This is a genomic window from Bacillus sp. ISL-35 (assembly GCF_018613355.1).
Lineage (GTDB): Bacteria > Bacillota > Bacilli > Bacillales > Cytobacillaceae > Mesobacillus.
In genome coordinates this window covers 24065-41675 of sequence record NZ_JAGGQK010000028.1, presented here as the reverse complement: position 1 = coordinate 41675, position 17611 = coordinate 24065, and the positions used below count along the sequence as shown (strand labels likewise).

Here is a 17611-nt window from a genome sequence, read left to right as displayed (position 1 = left end):
ACAAAAAAGGGAAACATGTAACCGTGAAAAGGAAAAGAGAGAGCTGACGGTCACAAAAAAGGGAAACATGTACCCGTGAAAAGGAAAAAAGAGAACGAACGGGCAGTTATAAGGGGGATTATTCCCATTAGAGGTAGAAGAGAGAGCTGATGGTGACACAAAAGAAAAATGCATAGCCGTAAAAAGATCAGGTTGCTTTCCGACCAAAATAAAAAGGCTACTGCGACCGAATTTCGAGATTTAATCCAAATTCGTGCGCAGTAACCCTCAAAATAAGGCTAGCATTAGTTACTCAATAATATCAGTCTTATCCCACTTGATTGTAAACTGGACTCTGAATGATTTTTTATTGGGGTGCTCGAATGCTTCTGCTGTGTATTTCTTCTGGTGTTCCATTTGCTGGGCAATGAAACCGGCTTCCAGCTGGAATGTGGTATTTGGGTTTTTTTTCAGTCGGGAGGAAATCAGTTCGCTGCTGAGTTCGAGCAGCATTTCTCTTCTGGACTCTTCTTTGACGGTGAGGCGGCCCCAGCCGGCGTCCTGGAAAAACTGGATGGTCTCCTCGAGATTTGACAAAGGATGTTTACGGGCGAGACGTTTACCGGCCCAGTAAAGGATTTCTGGAGTATCTTTGCCGAGCAGTTCGTTCAAAAGTTCTTCCCTGATCAATTCATATCCGAATGTGCTGACAGCGAGTGGCTCGCTTTCGGTTTTTGGCTCTGAAGTGGTTGTTTCGCTCATGTTCTCCCCTCTTTCTATGACTCTATTATAAACAATTTGCCGAAAAAACAACCGGCGTTGCTAAAAATAAAGAACTGTTAAATTTTGTTTCCATAAAAAATTTTATAAATTTTTTCCATGTTTATACCATACCCGTTACTAGGAATTTCAAAAATTAATTTTGTGTCATCCAGTTGGAAAGGGCAATAGTATTATTTTAATATACTCTTTCTGGGGTTGGAATAAATAAAAAGTGGGATTTTTACGATATCAATATATTTTAAAAATTTTATTTATATAAGCATTTTTATGTATACGTTTTCTTGACGCTCCAATATGATGGGAGTAAAATGAACATGTCACATAATTGTAAGAAATGCTTATATTTTTGATGTTAGGCTGCATCAATCTGTTAGGTTAATAGGGATGGGGAGAGAAGCCTTAACATCACGGCCAAATTTCAAGGGGGGTATACATATGGCAGGTAGACAAGAGTTTTATTGGCGGAGGCTGCATTCATTGCTGGGTGTCATTCCGGTAGGTCTTTTCCTCACGCAGCACCTTGTAGTCAACCACTTTGCTACTGGGGGAGAGGAATCATTCAACAATGCTGCACATTTCATGGAGCAGTTGCCTTTCAGGTATTTTCTAGAAGTTTTCATTATCTTCTTACCATTATTATTCCATGCTATTTACGGTCTTTATATTGCTTTTACAGCTAAAAACAATATAGGACAATATAGCTATTTCAGAAACTGGATGTTCATGCTTCAGCGTGTGTCCGGGGTCATCACTTTGATCTTCGTTGCATGGCATGTGTGGGAAACACGTATTGCTGCGGCATTCGGTGCTGCTGTTAACTTCCAGATGATGGAGACGATTCTTTCAAATCCATTCATGCTATGGTTCTACTTGATTGGTATTATTTCTACTACTTTCCACTTTGCGAACGGATTATGGTCATTCTTCGTAAGCTGGGGCATCACTATTACACCGCGTTCACAAGTGATTTCCACTTATGTCACAATCGGTGTATTCGTTGCGCTTTCAATCGTCGGAGTCCGCGCGATCCTGGCATTTGTATAAGATTTTTTCTGAAACGAACAAGCTTATGCTAAAAAAAATAGATTTACCCATGAACGGATATGAAAGACAGACTTGGATTTAAGGGAGTGAGTCACGATGAGTAAAGGTAAGGTTATCATAGTCGGCGGTGGTTTGGCTGGCTTAATGGCTACTATAAAAGTTGCAGAAACAGGAACTCCTGTTGAACTGTTTTCTCTTGTGCCGGTTAAACGTTCCCACTCTGTTTGTGCACAGGGCGGAATCAACGGTGCAGTAAATACAAAGGGTGAGGGTGACTCTCCATGGGTGCACTTCGATGATACAATATACGGCGGTGACTTCCTTGCGAATCAGCCTCCTGTAAAAGCTATGGCTGAAGCAGCACCGGGAATCATCCACCTTCTTGACCGTATGGGTGTAATGTTCAACCGTACACCTGAAGGATTGCTGGACTTCCGACGTTTCGGAGGTACGCAGCATCACCGTACAGCTTTTGCTGGTGCGACAACAGGCCAGCAGCTATTATACGCTTTGGATGAGCAGGTTCGCCGCCATGAAGTGGCTGGTTTGGTCACCAAGTACGAAGGATGGGAATTCCTCGGAATAGTGAAGGATGAGGAAGGTGTGTGCCGCGGAGTTGTAGCACAGAACCTGACTTCAATGGAAATCAAATCATTTGCTTCAGATGCCGTAATCATGGCAACTGGAGGCCCTGGCATCATTTTCGGCAAAACAACGAACTCTGTTATCAATACTGGTTCAGCTGCTGCGATCGTATACCAGCAGGGCGGTTATTATGCAAACGGTGAATTCATCCAGATCCACCCAACGGCAATTCCTGGTGACGATAAACTTCGTCTGATGAGTGAATCTGCCCGCGGTGAAGGTGGACGAGTATGGACGTACAAAGATGGTAAGCCATGGTACTTCCTTGAAGAGAAGTATCCTGCTTATGGAAACCTTGTACCGCGTGATATCGCTACACGTGAAATTTTTGACGTGTGCGTAAGCCAGAAGCTTGGCATCAACGGCGAGAACATGGTGTACCTTGACCTATCACATAAGGATCCTAAAGAGCTTGATATCAAGCTTGGCGGAATCATTGAAATCTATGAAAAATTCATGGGTGATGACCCAAGAAAAGTTCCGATGAAAATCTTCCCTGCTGTTCACTATTCCATGGGCGGACTATGGGTTGACTACGATCAGATGACCAATATTCCTGGCCTGTTTGCTGCCGGTGAAGTTGATTACTCACAGCACGGTGCGAACCGTCTTGGCGCTAACTCATTATTGTCCGCAATTTACGGCGGAATGGTGGCAGGCCCGAATGCGATCCGCTACATCAACGGGCTTGAAAAGAGCTCAGACGCTGTTTCATCAGCTCTGTTTGATGATGCTATCAAGGTGCAACAGGAGAAGTGGAATAATGTTATGTCATTGGATGGCACTGAAAATGCATACGTCCTTCACAAAGAGCTTGGCGAATGGATGACAGACAATGTCACAGTTGTCCGCTACAATGACAGACTGAAGAAAACCGATGATAAAATCGTCGAACTGATGGAACGTTACAAAAATATCAATATCAACGATACAGCAAAATGGAGCAACCAGGGTGCGGTATTCACACGCCAGCTTCAAAACATGCTTCAGCTTGCACGTGTTATCACAATCGGTGCTTATAACCGTAATGAAAGCCGCGGAGCACACTATAAGCCAGAGTTCCCTGACCGTAATGATGACGAGTTCTTGAAGACTACTATGGCTAAGTTTGTTGATGCAAATTCAGCACCGGCTTTCCATTATGAAGATGTCGACGTTTCCTTAATCAAACCGCGTAAGCGCGATTATTCCAAGAAGAAAGGGGAGTAATAAGGTATGTCAGAGAAAAAGACTGTCCGTTTTATCATCAGCCGCCAGGAGACTCCTGATTCAGCCCCTTATCAGGAAGAGTTTGAACTTGAGTATCGTCCAAATATGAATGTCATTTCCTCATTGATGGAAATTCGCCGTAACCCTGTTAACGCTAAGGGTGAGAAGACTACACCAATTGCTTGGGATATGAACTGTCTTGAAGAGGTATGTGGTGCATGTTCGATGGTCATCAATGGCCGTCCGCGCCAGTCCTGTTCAGCGCTGGTTGACCAGCTTGAACAGCCAATCAGACTTGAGCCAATGAGAACATTCCCGGTTGTCCGTGACCTTCAGGTTGACCGCAGCCGAATGTTTGACTCATTGAAACGTGTAAAGGCATGGATTCCAATCGATGGAACGTACGATCTTGGACCAGGACCTCGTATGCCTGAGAAAAAGCGTCAATGGGCATATGAACTTTCGAAATGTATGACTTGCGGTGTCTGCTTAGAGGCTTGCCCTAACGTAAACAGCAAATCAGATTTCATTGGTCCACAGTCATTATCACAGGTCCGTCTGTTCAACGCTCACCCAACAGGAGCTTTGAACAAAGGCGAGCGACTTGAAACGATCATGGGAGATGGTGGACTTGCAAACTGCGGTAACTCCCAGAACTGTGTCCAGTCCTGCCCTAAAGGCATTCCGTTGACTACATCAATTGCTGCCTTGAATCGTGATACAACATTCCAATCATTCAAGAACTTCTTCGGAAGCGACCAAGTGTAAAGAAAAGCGCAAGCGCCTTGGTCAGCCCCGACAAGCGCTGGAGGGCCGACCGGTGAAGTCGTTCTTTGACTTCATTGGGCGGACTGAAGCGACTCGAGCTGCTCAAAGCTAACGCTTTTCGCAAGATACTCTAGGAAGTACACTCGAGGGTGAAAACTGGCTAGGCGCTGGAACTGGACACTCGTCTAAGTTTGAAAACTTTATCTTTAAAATAGTAACCAGCCTCCTTTTCCTTTTGGAAAAGGAGGTTTTTCAATTTAAGCTTTTTTTACATAAGTACAGCTTGGAATACTGATTCTAAAGAACTCAATTAGGAGCAGTATATTAAACTATCGAAAATGTTGGCTATTGCGATTATAATTAGTGGAACAGTGATCCTCGGCATTGGTTTGTTCCAATTATGGGATATGAAGCGGCAGGGGCAGGTTTCTCTTAAAACTGCCAGAGAGTTTGTTCAAGAAGATCAAAAGGCTGTGAAAAAGGAAGCTTTCAAGCCCGAGACAGGTGAGGCATCTGGCCTGCTGCTGATCCCGAAAATTGAAGCGGAACTGCCGATAGTAGAGGGAACGGATTCGGATGATCTTGAAAAGGGAGTCGGCCATTATAAAGACTCTTTTTATCCTGATGAAAACGGACAAATCGTGCTTTCAGGACATCGTGATACTGTTTTCCGAAAAGCAGGGGATTTGAAATTGGGAGATCATTTGACGTTGAAAATGCCATACGGAGATTACTCATACGAAATCGTCGGCACAAAAATAGTCAGCGCAGACGATACCAGCATCATTACCCTCCAGAATTCTGAAGAAGAACTCGTGCTGACAACATGCTACCCATTCAGTTATGTGGGTGATGCTCCGGATCGGTATATAATCTATGCCAAGAGAATATCGGAAGGCAATTAATCTAGCAAAAACCGGTCAGGACCAAAAGTCCTGGCCGGTTTTTAAATTGGGAATATGGTAACTCTATAAATGAAAAGCGGTTTCGTACTATTGATTCATTTTTCAAAATTTAGACATAATTTACAATGGCTTCATGGTATAGCGGATTTATCCATGTTATATTCCTTCTGACAAAGCCTTATATGTCTAATAAAAATCCGAGGAGGAAAATATGTGGGGAAGATTCGACAGAAACTCTTTTCATTGCTGACAGCTGTTATTTTGGTGATAAGTATCGGTTTGCCCTTTACAGGTACATCTGCAGAAGGGATACTGACTGTTCAGCAGGCGATAGAAAATAATAGCGGTAACGGAACGGTTGAAGGATACATAGTTGCCCATACTACAGGCACGAATTCATATGATTTTGAAGCCCCTTTCAAAGATGATTACAACTTTGCGCTCGCAGACAGCCCTGATGAAAAAGAGGCATCAAAGATCCTGCCAGTACAGATTAAAGCTGAATTCAGAGCTGAATTTGGCTTAATGTCAAATCCTGATCTAATCGGTAAAAAAGTTCAGGTTACAGGCTCTCTCGAAGATTATTTCACAGTACCTGGCCTGAAGTCGCCGACAGCGATGCAATTTGCTGACGGAAGCGGCGGGAATCCTGGTGATCCAGGAGAGTCTGAGCCACCAGCTGTGACTGATTTGAAAATCCATGATATTCAGGGAGAAGGTCATGTCTCTCCATATAAGGACCAGAATGTTGCCGGTGTGACAGGTGTTGTGACAAAAATTGATGGCAACAGTGCTTTCTTTATGCAGGAACCAGAAGGTGACGGGAACCCTAATACATCTGAAGCAATCTACGTTTACAAAAAATCTCATGGTCTTGCTGTGGGTGATTTGGTTGAAGTGGATGGACTTGTGAAGGAATGGGTTCTTGATGGATATGGAGATAAGCTGCAAACGGACCTGGCAATGACTGAAATCAATGGAACAACGGTAACAAAGCTTGCTTCAGGCACGGAACTGCCCGAGCCGGTCATCATTGGCCAGGACAGAATGCCGCCAACCAAAATTATCGACAATGATCAATTTGGTGTTTTCGACCCAGAAGAAGATGGAATCGATTTTTATGAAAGCCTTGAAGGCATGAGAGTCGGGGTTGAAAGTCCCCAGGTAATCGGCCCTCAGAAATATGGAGAGGTACCCGTCATCGCCAATCAGGTTGAAGGGAAGGTATACAGCCCTCAAGGCGGCATTTTGCTGACGAAGGAAAGCAGCAATCCTGAAAGATTGTTCCTGCTCATCGATCGAGACTTTGTCGCAAAGGCAGGAGACCGTTTTGACGGACTGGTCACGGGGGTTGTAAGTTATAGCTTCTCTAATTTCAAGGTATTGGTCGACCAAGATACACTTCCTGCTTTAAATGAAGCAGAATTGCTTGAAGATTATACGGAGTTGAAAGCGGGAGAAGATCACCTGACAATTGCCAGCTATAATATTGAAAACTTCTCCGCTGAAACTAATGCAGCAAAGACTAAGAGAATTGCTGATTCAATGATTCATAATCTGAACTCGCCTGATATCATCGGACTGGTAGAAGTTCAGGATAATGATGGCCAGACAGCCAGCGGTTCCGCAGATGCATCCCAGAGTTACCAGACTTTGATCGATGAAATCGCGGCACAGGGCGGGCCGGTATACAAATGGACGGATATTGCTCCTGACTACAATCAGGACGGAGGAGCGCCAGGCGGAAATATACGTGTCGGATACTTATATAACCCGGAACGAGTGCAATTAAAAGAGGCCCCTAAAGGCACTTCGACAGAAGCAGTTGCCTATGAGAATGGGGACTTGACTTTGAATCCTGGAAGAATCGATCCGCAGAATCCTATTTTTGAAGACACAAGAAAACCACTGGCTGCAGAGTTTAAGTTCAATGGGGAGGATGTGGTTGTCATTGCCAACCATTTTAACTCCAAAGGTGGAGATGACCCAATATTCGGCAAAACGCAGCCGCCGGTACTAGATAGTGAAGTGAAAAGAATCGAGATTGCCAGATTGCTGAATGAATTTGTGGCAGGCATACACTCTCAAGATCCTGACGCAAATATCGTAGTACTTGGCGATTTGAATGACTTCGAATATTCCAATCCGATTGAGGCGCTTGAAAACGGTCAATTAACAAACATGATTGAAACATTGCCTGCTGGAGAGAGGTTCACCTACAATTATCAAGGGAATTCCCAGGTGCTGGATCATATTCTCGTATCCAACCATCTTGCTGACAGCAGTGAAGTTGATATTGTCAATATCAATTCTTTGTATATGGAAGAGCATGGACGTGCAAGCGACCATGATCCAGTATTAGTACAAATTGATTTTGGGCAAAATCAGTGTCCGAAGCAAAGTGGAAACCCTGTTAAAAGCAAGGTGAAGGACAATAACGGAAAACACTTGGGACACGATAAAAAAGCGAAGGCTTGCGGATATAAAAGCGCAAGCTAATGAAAAGGAAGGATTGGGACTCTCAATCCTTCCTTTTCGTTTTTCTTATCTCTTTTTATTTCCAAACTCCATAAAAATACTTATAATAAAGAAAAGAATGAATGTTCATTCAGTTTACGGGAGGTTTCAACATGAAGAAGATGGAATACATTGACGAGATAGTCAGCTGGGAAAAGGAATTTGATTTTTTTTACCAGGTGAAAGTGCGCTTTTCTGAAACAGATATGTTCGGACATTTAAATAACACTGTTCCGTTTACATATTTTGAACAGGCGAGGATCGAATATTTCAAGAGTCAGGGATTCATGCAGGATTGGGTAAAGCCGGAAAACAAAACAATCCCGGTTGTCGCAGATCTGCAATGCGATTTTTTAAGCCAGATCTTTTTTGACGAGGACCTAAGGATTTTCGTCAAAGCCAACTCGATCGGCAATTCCTCGGTAGACCTTCATTATATGGCAAAGAAAGCCGATGGTTCGATTTGCCTTACTGGCAGGGGGACGATTGTCCAGATTTCCAAGAAGACAGGCAAGGGTGAACCCTGGACAGAAGAAATGAGGGAGCTATTTTTAAAAAGCAAAAAATCCACCGTTCAATAATGGGTGTTCTTAAAGTTTAACTACTTATTTGCATGATTTAAGTCTGTTGCCAGCGCCTGGCATATCAATGAAATAAGGCGTTTGAAAACCAAAATGGACCTGGATTTCAGCCTAATTATAAAAATTGGCCTGAAGTCCCTTAAATATTGTCACTCCACTACTTTCCTTCACATATGATATTTTGACTAAATTTATACCCACCCCGCAGTTCACAGCTGGCGAAGGCAAGGAGGGTTACAATACTTGAAGGAAAATGAATATACTCACAAGCCATTACTCACTAAACGCGAAAGAGAAGTTTTCGAACTGTTAGTACAAGACAAAACAACAAAAGAGATCGCTAGTGAATTATTTATCAGCGAAAAAACAGTTCGGAACCATATTTCAAACGCCATGCAAAAGCTTGGTGTAAAGGGGCGTTCCCAAGCTGTTGTAGAGCTCCTGCGAATGGGAGAGCTAGAACTTTAATCATGACCGGCCCACCGTATGTGGTGGGCCGGTTAAGATGTTTATAGGGGTAAAAACAGGCGGTATCGGAATTCTTTCTTGAAATTTGCTCGAAAAAGGTAGAAAATAAGGGCAATAGTAAAAATCATCTCGGCTTGGATACCAAGTTTTATGGATAATAGAAATAGATTTTTTTAGGAGTTGTTACGGATGAAACTTGAAGGGGTAGAACAAAATCAAGGGCTGGAGACGGTAGCTGATATTGAAAAGGATCTTAGGTACATATCAGGAATTATTAAGCAGAAGGGCCGGGAGATCCTCAGCAATTACACGATTACACCGCCCCAATTCATTGCCCTGCAATGGCTGTTTGAAGACGGTGATATGACGATCGGGGAATTGTCGAACAAGATGTTCCTCGCCTGCAGCACGACGACGGACCTTGTTGACAGGATGGAAAAGAATCAGCTGGTTGTAAGGGTAAAGGACCCGAATGACAGGCGTGTAGTCCGCATCCATCTTCTCGACGAAGGTGAAAGGATCATCGATGAAGTAATCAAGAAACGCCAGCTGTACCTTCAGGAGGTATTGAAGGATTTCTCCGGTAACGAAATCGTATCGCTTAAGGAAGGCCTGGCAAAATTACATCAAGAAATGCGTGGAGAATGAGGCGAGTTTTTTGAATCGACCAATCGGAATCATTGATTCAGGAGTAGGCGGGTTAACCGTAGCCAAGGAAGTCATGAGGCAGCTGCCTTACGAACAGATCATCTATGTCGGAGATACGGCCCGTTGTCCCTATGGACCAAGACCTGTTGAGGAAGTGAAGAGATTCACCTGGCAAATGACCCGATTCCTGCTTGAGAAGAATATTAAAATGCTAGTCATCGCGTGCAATACAGCGACCGCGGTGGTTCTGGAAGAAATCAGGGAAGAGCTATCCATTCCGGTACTGGGTGTCATCCAGCCGGGCGCAAGGACAGCCATCAAGGTAACGGATAATTACAAAATCGGGATTATCGGAACAGAAGGCACGGTTAAAAGCCGTGCGTACGAGCATGCTCTGAAATCGATCAACCGAAAGACTTCTGTAGAAGCACTATCCTGCCCAAAATTCGTGCCGCTTGTGGAAAGCGGGGAATTTGATGGCCGTGTTGCGAAGAAAGTCGTGACTGAAACGCTGAAACCATTGCAGGGACAGGGACTTGATACATTGATCCTTGGCTGTACCCACTACCCTTTGCTTGAGCCGCTCATCAAAGAAGTTATGGGACCTGAAGTGAAGGTCATCAGTTCGGGAGAGGAAACAGCACGCGAAGTGAGTACGATCCTCGGCCACAACGATATGTTTGCAGACCGGGACGAGCTGCCTGAGCATTCCTTTTACATGACAGGATCCAGGACGATCTTTACTGCAATCGCGTCACAGTGGCTCGAAAGGCCGATCGAGAATGCAGAAAAAATCAAATTAGGATGAAATAGAGGCCTCCAGAGATGGAGGTTTTTTTTGTTTACAAATTAAACTGCCATTCCATAAAAATCTTCCCAAAGACGGTCTAAAATATCGAAAGGCTCGTATACATGATAGTACAAACTGTCTTTGGAGGGATTTATATGTCAAAAAATAAAAAGGCTGTGGTCGTTACAGCTGCTACATTGGCAACTACGGTATTCCTGTCAGGCTGTGGGCTTTTCGGTGGCGAGGAGAAGAAGAAGATCGACCCGCCTCAGGATGTGACTCTCATGGAGAATGGGGAGGCGCTTGATGAAAATGTTACGACAGAAACAAAAGAGAATAGTAAAGAAGCGGTGGAGACATCCATCCAGACAGAACTGTACCTGATAGATAAAAATGGGTATGTCGTCTCGCAGACGATGGAACTTCCGAAAACAGAGAGTGTCGCAAAGCAGGCATTGGAATACTTAGTGGCGAATGGTCCTGTCGAGCAAATGCTCCCTAATGGCTTCAGGGCCGTCCTTCCGGCTGACACGCAAATGACAGTGAACATCAAGGACGGGACAGCAACGGTTGATTTTTCAAAAGAATTCGCAACCTATAAAAAAGAGGATGAGAAAAGAATCCTTCAGGCTGTGACCTGGACGCTTACACAATTTGATTCCGTCGATGAGGTGAAGCTCCAGATGAATGGCACGCCGCTCGAAGCGATGCCTGTGAATGGAACTCCGATCGGAGGAGAATTGAGCCGTGCGGATGGCATTAATGTCGACAATTCAGATGTTGTGGATATCACAAATACGAAAGCTGTGACCGTTTATTATATTGGCGGTGAGGAAGGCGCGTACTACTATGTTCCTGTAACCAAGCGTGTCAGCAATGACCAGAAAGATAACATCACTGCCGTTGTCAACGAGCTTGTCGAGGGTCCTGCCTATGCTTCGAATCTGCTGTCTGATTTCGAGTCCGGTGTTAAGCTGCTTGATGAGCCGAAGATTGAAGATGGCAAGGTAACATTGAACTTCAACGAATCGATTTTCGGAAGCCTGGAAGAAAAAATGATTTCCGAACATCTGCTGAATTCACTTGTACTGTCACTGACAGAACAGGAAGGTGTCAAGAGTGTAGCACTGACAGTCAATGGAAAGGCAGATGTGGTGTCAGAAAAGGGCGAGAAACTGGCTGAGCCAGTCACCAGACCTGAAAAAGTAAACACAGGTAGTTTTTAATAACAAAATTTTGATATACTAATTAAAGACATTCAAAGAGGCAGGCGTTTTTCCTGCCTCTTATTTATTGTGGTACAGGCAAATTGCCTAATCATGCTAAGGAGGGCTTTTAATGCGATACGATGGGCGAGAACCTTTACAATTAAGACCAATACATATAGAAACTGATTATTTAAAACACCCTGAAGGCTCCGTGCTGATTTCTGTAGGAGATACGAAAGTAATCTGCACCGCGAGCATTGAGGATCGGGTACCGCCTTTCATGCGCGGCGAGGGAAAAGGATGGATTACCGCTGAGTATTCCATGCTGCCTAGAGCGACAGAGCAAAGGAATATCCGTGAGGCTGCAAAAGGGAAAATCTCTGGAAGAACAATGGAAATCCAGCGTTTGATTGGCAGGGCATTGCGCGCAGTCGTGAATCTCGAGGCCATTGGCGAGCGGACGGTCTGGATTGACTGTGATGTCATCCAGGCAGATGGAGGCACACGGACAGCATCGATTACAGGAGCATTTATTGCCATGGCACAAGCTCTTGAGAAGCTGAGTAAGCAAAAGAAGCTGTCTGCCTTCCCGGTAAATGATTTACTGGCAGCAACAAGCGTTGGTGTTTTGAAAGACGGAGAAGTGGTTGTGGACCTGAATTATGTGGAGGATTCGGCTGCCCATGTCGACATGAATGTGGTTATGACGGGCAATGGAGAATTCGTTGAATTGCAGGGAACAGGGGAGGAAGCTACTTTTTCCTATAGTCAGCTGCAGGAACTGTTGAAAGCTGCACAGGAAGGAATCACGGAATTATTCGAATTGCAGAAAGCTGCACTCGGTGAGGAATTGGCAGCAAAGATCGAGGGAGCAAAAAAGCGCTAGGGGAGATCTTAAAATGGAATCAGTGATTATCGCAACAAAAAATCAGGGGAAAGCAAAGGAATTCGAAAAGCTTTTTTCGCCTAAAGGGCTCACTGTGAAAACACTGCTTGACTACCCGGAGCTTGAGGATGTCGAAGAGACAGGTTCGACTTTCGAGGAGAATGCTGTCCTGAAGGCCGAGACAATTGCCAGGGTGCTCGGAGTCAGGGTGATCGCAGATGATTCTGGACTTGAAATTGACGTCCTGGATGGTCGCCCTGGTGTCTATTCGGCACGATATGCGGGAATCAAAAAGAATGACGAAGCAAACATCGACAAAGTTCTCGATGAACTTCAAAATGTGCCAGAAAACGAACGGACTGCCAGATTTTGCTGTGCATTGGCGATGGCAGAGCCTGGCAAGGAAACTTTGACAGTTTTCGGTACATGCGAAGGAAGAATCCTTCGTGAACGGAGGGGCACCAATGGATTTGGCTATGACCCGATTTTTTTCGTCGAAAAAGAAGGAAAAGCCATGGCAGAATTGACATCTGCGGAAAAGAACAGCATTAGCCACCGTGCCAATGCCATCAGGAAACTGGATGAAGTTCTTAAGGAGCGGGAGTAAACGTTATGACTAAAGTGCTGATTGTCAGTGACAGCCATGGGTCAACAGAAATGCTGGAAGGAATCGAGAGACAGCATGGGAAAGATGTGGACCTGATGATTCACTGCGGTGATTCGGAGCTTTCCGAGAATGACCCTGCCATTGTGAATTTCAGGTCAGTCAAAGGCAATTGCGATTTTTACGGGAATTATCCTGATGATGAAGTCCACGACTTAAACGGCCTGAAAATCCTTGTGACACACGGGCATTTATACTCAGTGAAATCCACCCTCGTGAACCTGTACTATAAGGCAAAAGAAGTGCAGGCAGACATTGTTTGTTTTGGGCATTCGCATTTCCTCGGTGCTGAAATGGTCGATGATGTGCTTTTCATCAACCCGGGGAGCATCAGGCTTCCGCGCGGCCGAAATGAAAAGACCTATGCAATCCTCGAGCTGGATAAGGATAAAGCCATATTGAAGATCTTTGACTATGGTAACGGAGAGTTGTCCGACTTAAGGCAGGAGTTTTCACTTCACAAAAAAGGCTGATACTACTATAATAGTTTTCTGAGGGGGGGGCGATCTTTCCCCTCGGAAAAAAGTTTCGGTTTCTTATTGACATTTCGTTATTTGCCTAATATAATAAATCTTGTCTTTAAAAAACAACCATGTCCCAGTAGCTCAGTTGGATAGAGCATACGCCTTCTAAGCGTACGGTCGGGAGTTCGAATCTCTCCTGGGACGCCATTTAAACTACATATCTTAACTCACCTTCATGAAGGTGAGTTTTTTTTATATTTCTAGAGTCTCAAATCGAAAAAAAATTAAAAATTTATAAATGTGAATATATCAACAATGTAAGCGTATACAAATTGGTTAACAAATCAAAATTATCAAATAATTTAGAAAAAGGGTGTTGACGAGGCTGATAAATGGGCGTAAGATAATCCTCAAATATAAAAAATACAAGTTTCACCAATGCAGTTTTTGCAACAACCCATTGTGTAAAATTGTATTTTTTTTAAACTTAATTTTATTCATTTAAAGCGTCTATTCATTAAAGGAGTGTTGTGTTGTGCCCGAGCAGTGGATCTACTTAAACGGTGAATTCGTCACCAAGGAAAATGCTAAGATTTCGGTATATGATCATGGATTTTTATACGGAGACGGTATTTTTGAAGGGATACGGGTATACAGCGGCAATATTTTCAGGATGGAAGAACATATGGACCGTCTTTACCGGTCAGCTAAATCCATCATGCTGAATATGCCACACTCTAAAGAGGAGTTCACTGATCTTATAGTAGAGACAGTAGGACGGAACCAATTAAGAGATGCCTATATCCGGGTTGTCGTGTCACGGGGTGTTGGTGATCTGGGATTGGATCCCTATAAGTGCCCGAATGCGAATGTCGTCATCATCGTAGAGCCGCTCGCCATTTTCCCGAAGGAATTGTATGAGCGCGGACTTGAGATTGTCACCGTAGCGACAAGAAGAAACCGGCCTGATGTATTAAGTCCTAAAGTGAAATCACTGAATTATTTAAATAATGTCCTCGTAAAAATTGAGGCGCATCTGGCGAATGTGAGCGAGGCTTTGATGCTGAACGACCAGGGCTATGTTGCCGAAGGCTCTGCGGATAATATTTTTATCGTGAGAGGAAACACTTTCCTTACACCGCCAGGGTATGTGGGAGCGCTTGAAGGAATCACAAGGAGCGCGGTGCTTGAAATCGCCGCAAAACTAGGGTACGAGGTGAAGGAAGAACCATTTACCCGCCATGATGTTTACACGGCAGACGAAGTGTTCCTTACCGGAACTGCTGCAGAAGTGATCGCCGTTGTCAAAGTGGATGGAAGAGTCATCGGTGATGGGGTGCCAGGCGAGCATACCCAAAACATCCTGAAGGAATTCAGGGCAAGTGTTGTAGCCGATGGCATCCAGGTCTATCAGGAGGAAGCCCATCAAGTAAGTTAAATAAAATTGTTGATTAATCTTGCAAACGCAACATTACTATCTGAGTCTAATTGAATATAGATAAAGCGAAGACAGGGACAAGTAATTCAATGCAATCAGCATGCACAGAGAGCCGGGTTAGCTGGAAGCCGGTGATGCCGTATTGAATGAACTCACCCTGGAGCACCAGTTTGAAAGGAAACTAGTAAAACTGGTCGAGTGCATCGCACTTGTTATCAAAATCACGAGCGCACGCGTTATGCGTGAAGAAGGGTGGTACCGTGGAACAAGGAGATAAAGCCTTTTCCATCCCTTTGCCTGGGCAACCTTAGGCATATGGAGATGGATGGGCTTTTTTATTTTGAAAAAATACAGTGAATTCAAGTATGGGAGGTTCGATAAATGGAAGCTGCCTTGAAGGAAACAAAGGCTAAAACGAGTGAAGTGAGCGGTGCAGATTTGCTGCTTAAGGCTCTGGAAAAGGAAAACGTCGAAGTCATTTTCGGCTACCCAGGAGGAGCTGTCCTCCCGATCTACGACAAAATCTATGATTCTAAGATTCTTCATGTGCTGCCAAGACATGAACAGGGAGGAATCCATGCGGCGGAAGGATATGCGCGGATCAGCGGGAAACCGGGTGTGGTCATCGCAACTTCTGGTCCTGGCGCGACCAACATCATCACTGGCATTGCCGATGCGATGATGGACTCGCTGCCACTGGTCGTTTTCACCGGCCAGGTGGCGACAGGCGTCATCGGTACAGATGCCTTCCAGGAAGCTGACATACTGGGAATCACCACCCCGATCACCAAGTACAACTATCAGGTCAGGGAGATCAAAGACATCCCCCGGATCATCAAGGAAGCTTTTTATATTGCGACAAGCGGAAGGCCTGGTCCGGTGGTCATCGATTTCCCGAAGGATCTTGCAGCGGGATTACTGGCAGAACCGGAGTCGGCAGACCAGGAGATCCATTTACCAGGTTACCAGCCGACAATCGAGCCGAATTTCCTGCAGGTCAGGAAGCTGTCAGAAGCAGTAAGCAAGGCAAGAAGACCAGTCATCCTCGCCGGAGCTGGCATCCTTCATGCAAAGGCATCAAATCTATTAAAAGAATACGCCGAACAGCAGAACATTCCGGTTGTCCATACACTGCTGGGGCTGGGCGGGTTTCCGGCAGGGCATAAATTGTTCATGGGGATGGCGGGGATGCATGGCTGCTATACGGCCAACATGGCACTCTATCATTGTGACTTGCTGATCAATATCGGCGCCCGGTTTGATGACCGGCTGACAGGCAACCTGCAGCACTTTGCGCCAAAAGCAGCTGTCGCCCATATCGATATCGACCCGGCGGAGATTGGCAAGAACGTCCCTACGCAAATTCCGGTTGTAGGAGATGCAAGGGAAGCTTTAAAACAGCTGCTCAAGCTCGAGGGGAAACCTCCGCAACAGCAAGAATGGATCGAAACTCTCGATACCTGGAAAAATGATTATCCTTTTCATTACGAAGACAATGAAGTCCTGAAACCGCAAAAGGTCATGGAACTGCTCTATGAAAAAACGGCCGGCGAAGCGATTGTCGTTACCGATGTCGGTCAGCATCAAATGTGGGCAGCTCAATACTATCAGTTCAAAACAGCTGATCGGTGGGTCACCTCAGGAGGACTCGGGACAATGGGATTTGGTCTTCCGGCAAGTATCGGCGCACAGCTGGCAGACCCGCAGGCATGTGTAGTCGCCGTTCTCGGTGATGGCGGTTTCCAGATGTCGACACAGGAGCTGGCGGTGATTGCCGAATTCCAGCTGCCGATCAAGATTGCGATTTTCAATAATAAGGCACTTGGGATGGTAAGGCAGTGGCAGGAGATTTTTTACCAGGAAAGGTATTCTCACAGCAAAAATCCGGTACAGCCGTCCTTCGTAAAGTTGGCTGAAGCATATGGCATCAAAGGATTTGAAATCCACTCCGAAGCTGAAGCGCATGCCATCCTCGATGAAGTGCTCAATGACAATGAACCAGTGTTGCTCGATTTCAGGGTGGATGGTGCTGAAAACGTATATCCAATGATTGCCCCAGGAAAAGGAATCCACGAAATGGTGGGAGTGAGGAAATGAAACGAATCATAACGATGACGGTCCTGAACCGGCCCGGAGTCTTGAACAGGATCACCAATCTTTTTACAAAACGAAATTACAATATTGAGAGTATTTCGGTTGGCCTTACAGAGCTGGAGGGAGTTTCCCGGATAACCTGCGTTGTCCATGTGGAGAATGACAGTATGGTTGAGCAAATCACGAAGCAGTTGAACAAGCAGATCGATGTGCTGAAGGTGGCGGATATCAGCGACCAGGCGATTGTCGCCCGTGAGCTGGTTCTTGTGAAAGTGCCGGTCCTTCCGCAAAACCGGGCAGAAATCTACTCCATCATTGAACCATTCCGGGCATCGGTGATAGATGTGAGCAAGGATAGTATCATCATTCAATTGACAGGTGAAACGGAAAAAATCGAGGCATTTATCGATTTGATCAAACCATATGGAATCAGGGAACTGGCCCGGACTGGAACGACTGCATTCCCGCGGGGGAACCAGCGGCCCAGCCAGCAAAAAACATTTTCTTTTGTTTGATAAAA

The 17611-nt window shown here is 45.0% G+C and carries 17 protein-coding genes, 1 tRNA gene and 1 other annotated feature; of the genes, 17 read left to right on the top strand and 1 reads right to left on the bottom strand.

What is annotated here, in order from left to right:
- Positions 1 to 288: 288 nt before the first annotated feature.
- Positions 289 to 741 carry a YslB family protein gene (locus J7E38_RS23255; protein ID WP_214704750.1) on the bottom strand — a complete coding sequence of 151 codons (453 nt, stop codon included), beginning with the start codon at positions 739 to 741 and terminating at the stop codon, positions 289 to 291.
- 456 nt (positions 742 to 1197) lie between these two features.
- Between J7E38_RS23255 and J7E38_RS23250 the strand changes: the two genes are divergently transcribed.
- The 17 genes from J7E38_RS23250 to ilvN all read left to right on the top strand — a co-directional run bounded on the left by J7E38_RS23250 (position 1198) and on the right by ilvN (position 17606).
- Positions 1198 to 1806, top strand: a complete 609-nt coding sequence (locus tag J7E38_RS23250) for a succinate dehydrogenase cytochrome b558 subunit (RefSeq protein WP_214704749.1) — start codon at positions 1198 to 1200, stop codon at positions 1804 to 1806.
- Between the two features lie 96 nt (positions 1807 to 1902).
- The gene (gene sdhA / locus J7E38_RS23245) at positions 1903 to 3660 is read left to right on the top strand and encodes a succinate dehydrogenase flavoprotein subunit (RefSeq protein WP_214704748.1); all 1758 of its coding nucleotides are present in this window, start codon (positions 1903 to 1905) and stop codon (positions 3658 to 3660) included.
- Between the two features lie 6 nt (positions 3661 to 3666).
- Positions 3667 to 4428, top strand: coding sequence for a succinate dehydrogenase iron-sulfur subunit (gene sdhB / locus J7E38_RS23240; RefSeq protein WP_214704747.1), 762 nt, complete (start codon positions 3667 to 3669; stop codon positions 4426 to 4428).
- Positions 4429 to 4766: 338 nt separating this feature from the next.
- The gene (locus J7E38_RS23235) at positions 4767 to 5333 is read left to right on the top strand and encodes a class D sortase (RefSeq protein ID WP_214704746.1); all 567 of its coding nucleotides are present in this window, start codon (positions 4767 to 4769) and stop codon (positions 5331 to 5333) included.
- A 213-nt stretch (positions 5334 to 5546) separates the two neighbouring features.
- The gene (locus tag J7E38_RS23230) at positions 5547 to 7832 is read left to right on the top strand and encodes a DUF6359 domain-containing protein (RefSeq protein ID WP_214704745.1); all 2286 of its coding nucleotides are present in this window, start codon (positions 5547 to 5549) and stop codon (positions 7830 to 7832) included.
- A 131-nt stretch (positions 7833 to 7963) separates the two neighbouring features.
- Positions 7964 to 8431 (top strand): acyl-CoA thioesterase, encoded by a 468-nt coding sequence (locus J7E38_RS23225; RefSeq protein WP_214704744.1) that lies wholly within the window; start codon positions 7964 to 7966, stop codon positions 8429 to 8431.
- Between the two features lie 243 nt (positions 8432 to 8674).
- Positions 8675 to 8899: a spore germination transcription factor GerE gene (gerE, locus tag J7E38_RS23220; RefSeq protein WP_019154738.1), complete on the top strand. Its 225-nt coding sequence runs from the start codon at positions 8675 to 8677 to the stop codon at positions 8897 to 8899.
- Between the two features lie 189 nt (positions 8900 to 9088).
- Positions 9089 to 9547, top strand: a complete 459-nt coding sequence (locus J7E38_RS23215) for a MarR family winged helix-turn-helix transcriptional regulator (protein WP_214704743.1) — start codon at positions 9089 to 9091, stop codon at positions 9545 to 9547.
- 10 nt (positions 9548 to 9557) lie between these two features.
- Positions 9558 to 10355, top strand: a complete 798-nt coding sequence (racE, locus tag J7E38_RS23210; RefSeq protein WP_214704742.1) for a glutamate racemase — start codon at positions 9558 to 9560, stop codon at positions 10353 to 10355.
- A 137-nt stretch (positions 10356 to 10492) separates the two neighbouring features.
- Positions 10493 to 11563, top strand: a complete 1071-nt coding sequence (locus J7E38_RS23205; protein ID WP_214704741.1) for a GerMN domain-containing protein — start codon at positions 10493 to 10495, stop codon at positions 11561 to 11563.
- A gap of 112 nt (positions 11564 to 11675) precedes the next feature.
- Positions 11676 to 12431, top strand: a complete 756-nt coding sequence (gene rph / locus J7E38_RS23200) for a ribonuclease PH (protein WP_214704740.1) — start codon at positions 11676 to 11678, stop codon at positions 12429 to 12431.
- A gap of 13 nt (positions 12432 to 12444) precedes the next feature.
- The gene (locus J7E38_RS23195) at positions 12445 to 13038 is read left to right on the top strand and encodes an XTP/dITP diphosphatase (RefSeq protein ID WP_214704739.1); all 594 of its coding nucleotides are present in this window, start codon (positions 12445 to 12447) and stop codon (positions 13036 to 13038) included.
- A gap of 5 nt (positions 13039 to 13043) precedes the next feature.
- Complete coding sequence (locus J7E38_RS23190; protein WP_214704738.1) at positions 13044 to 13568, top strand: metallophosphoesterase; 525 nt, start codon at positions 13044 to 13046, stop codon at positions 13566 to 13568.
- 121 nt (positions 13569 to 13689) lie between these two features.
- Positions 13690 to 13766: transfer RNA gene (locus tag J7E38_RS23185), tRNA-Arg, on the top strand.
- Positions 13767 to 14094: 328 nt separating this feature from the next.
- Positions 14095 to 14997, top strand: coding sequence for a branched-chain-amino-acid transaminase (gene ilvE / locus J7E38_RS23180; RefSeq protein ID WP_214704737.1), 903 nt, complete (start codon positions 14095 to 14097; stop codon positions 14995 to 14997).
- Positions 14998 to 15056: 59 nt separating this feature from the next.
- Positions 15057 to 15293 (top strand) — a binding site (T-box leader).
- 85 nt (positions 15294 to 15378) lie between these two features.
- Positions 15379 to 17094: an acetolactate synthase large subunit gene (gene ilvB, locus J7E38_RS23175; protein WP_214704736.1), complete on the top strand. Its 1716-nt coding sequence runs from the start codon at positions 15379 to 15381 to the stop codon at positions 17092 to 17094.
- Positions 17091 to 17606 (top strand): acetolactate synthase small subunit, encoded by a 516-nt coding sequence (gene ilvN / locus J7E38_RS23170; RefSeq protein ID WP_214704735.1) that lies wholly within the window; start codon positions 17091 to 17093, stop codon positions 17604 to 17606. The genes ilvB and ilvN overlap by 4 nt, the downstream gene beginning before the upstream one ends.
- Positions 17607 to 17611: the final 5 nt, after the last annotated feature.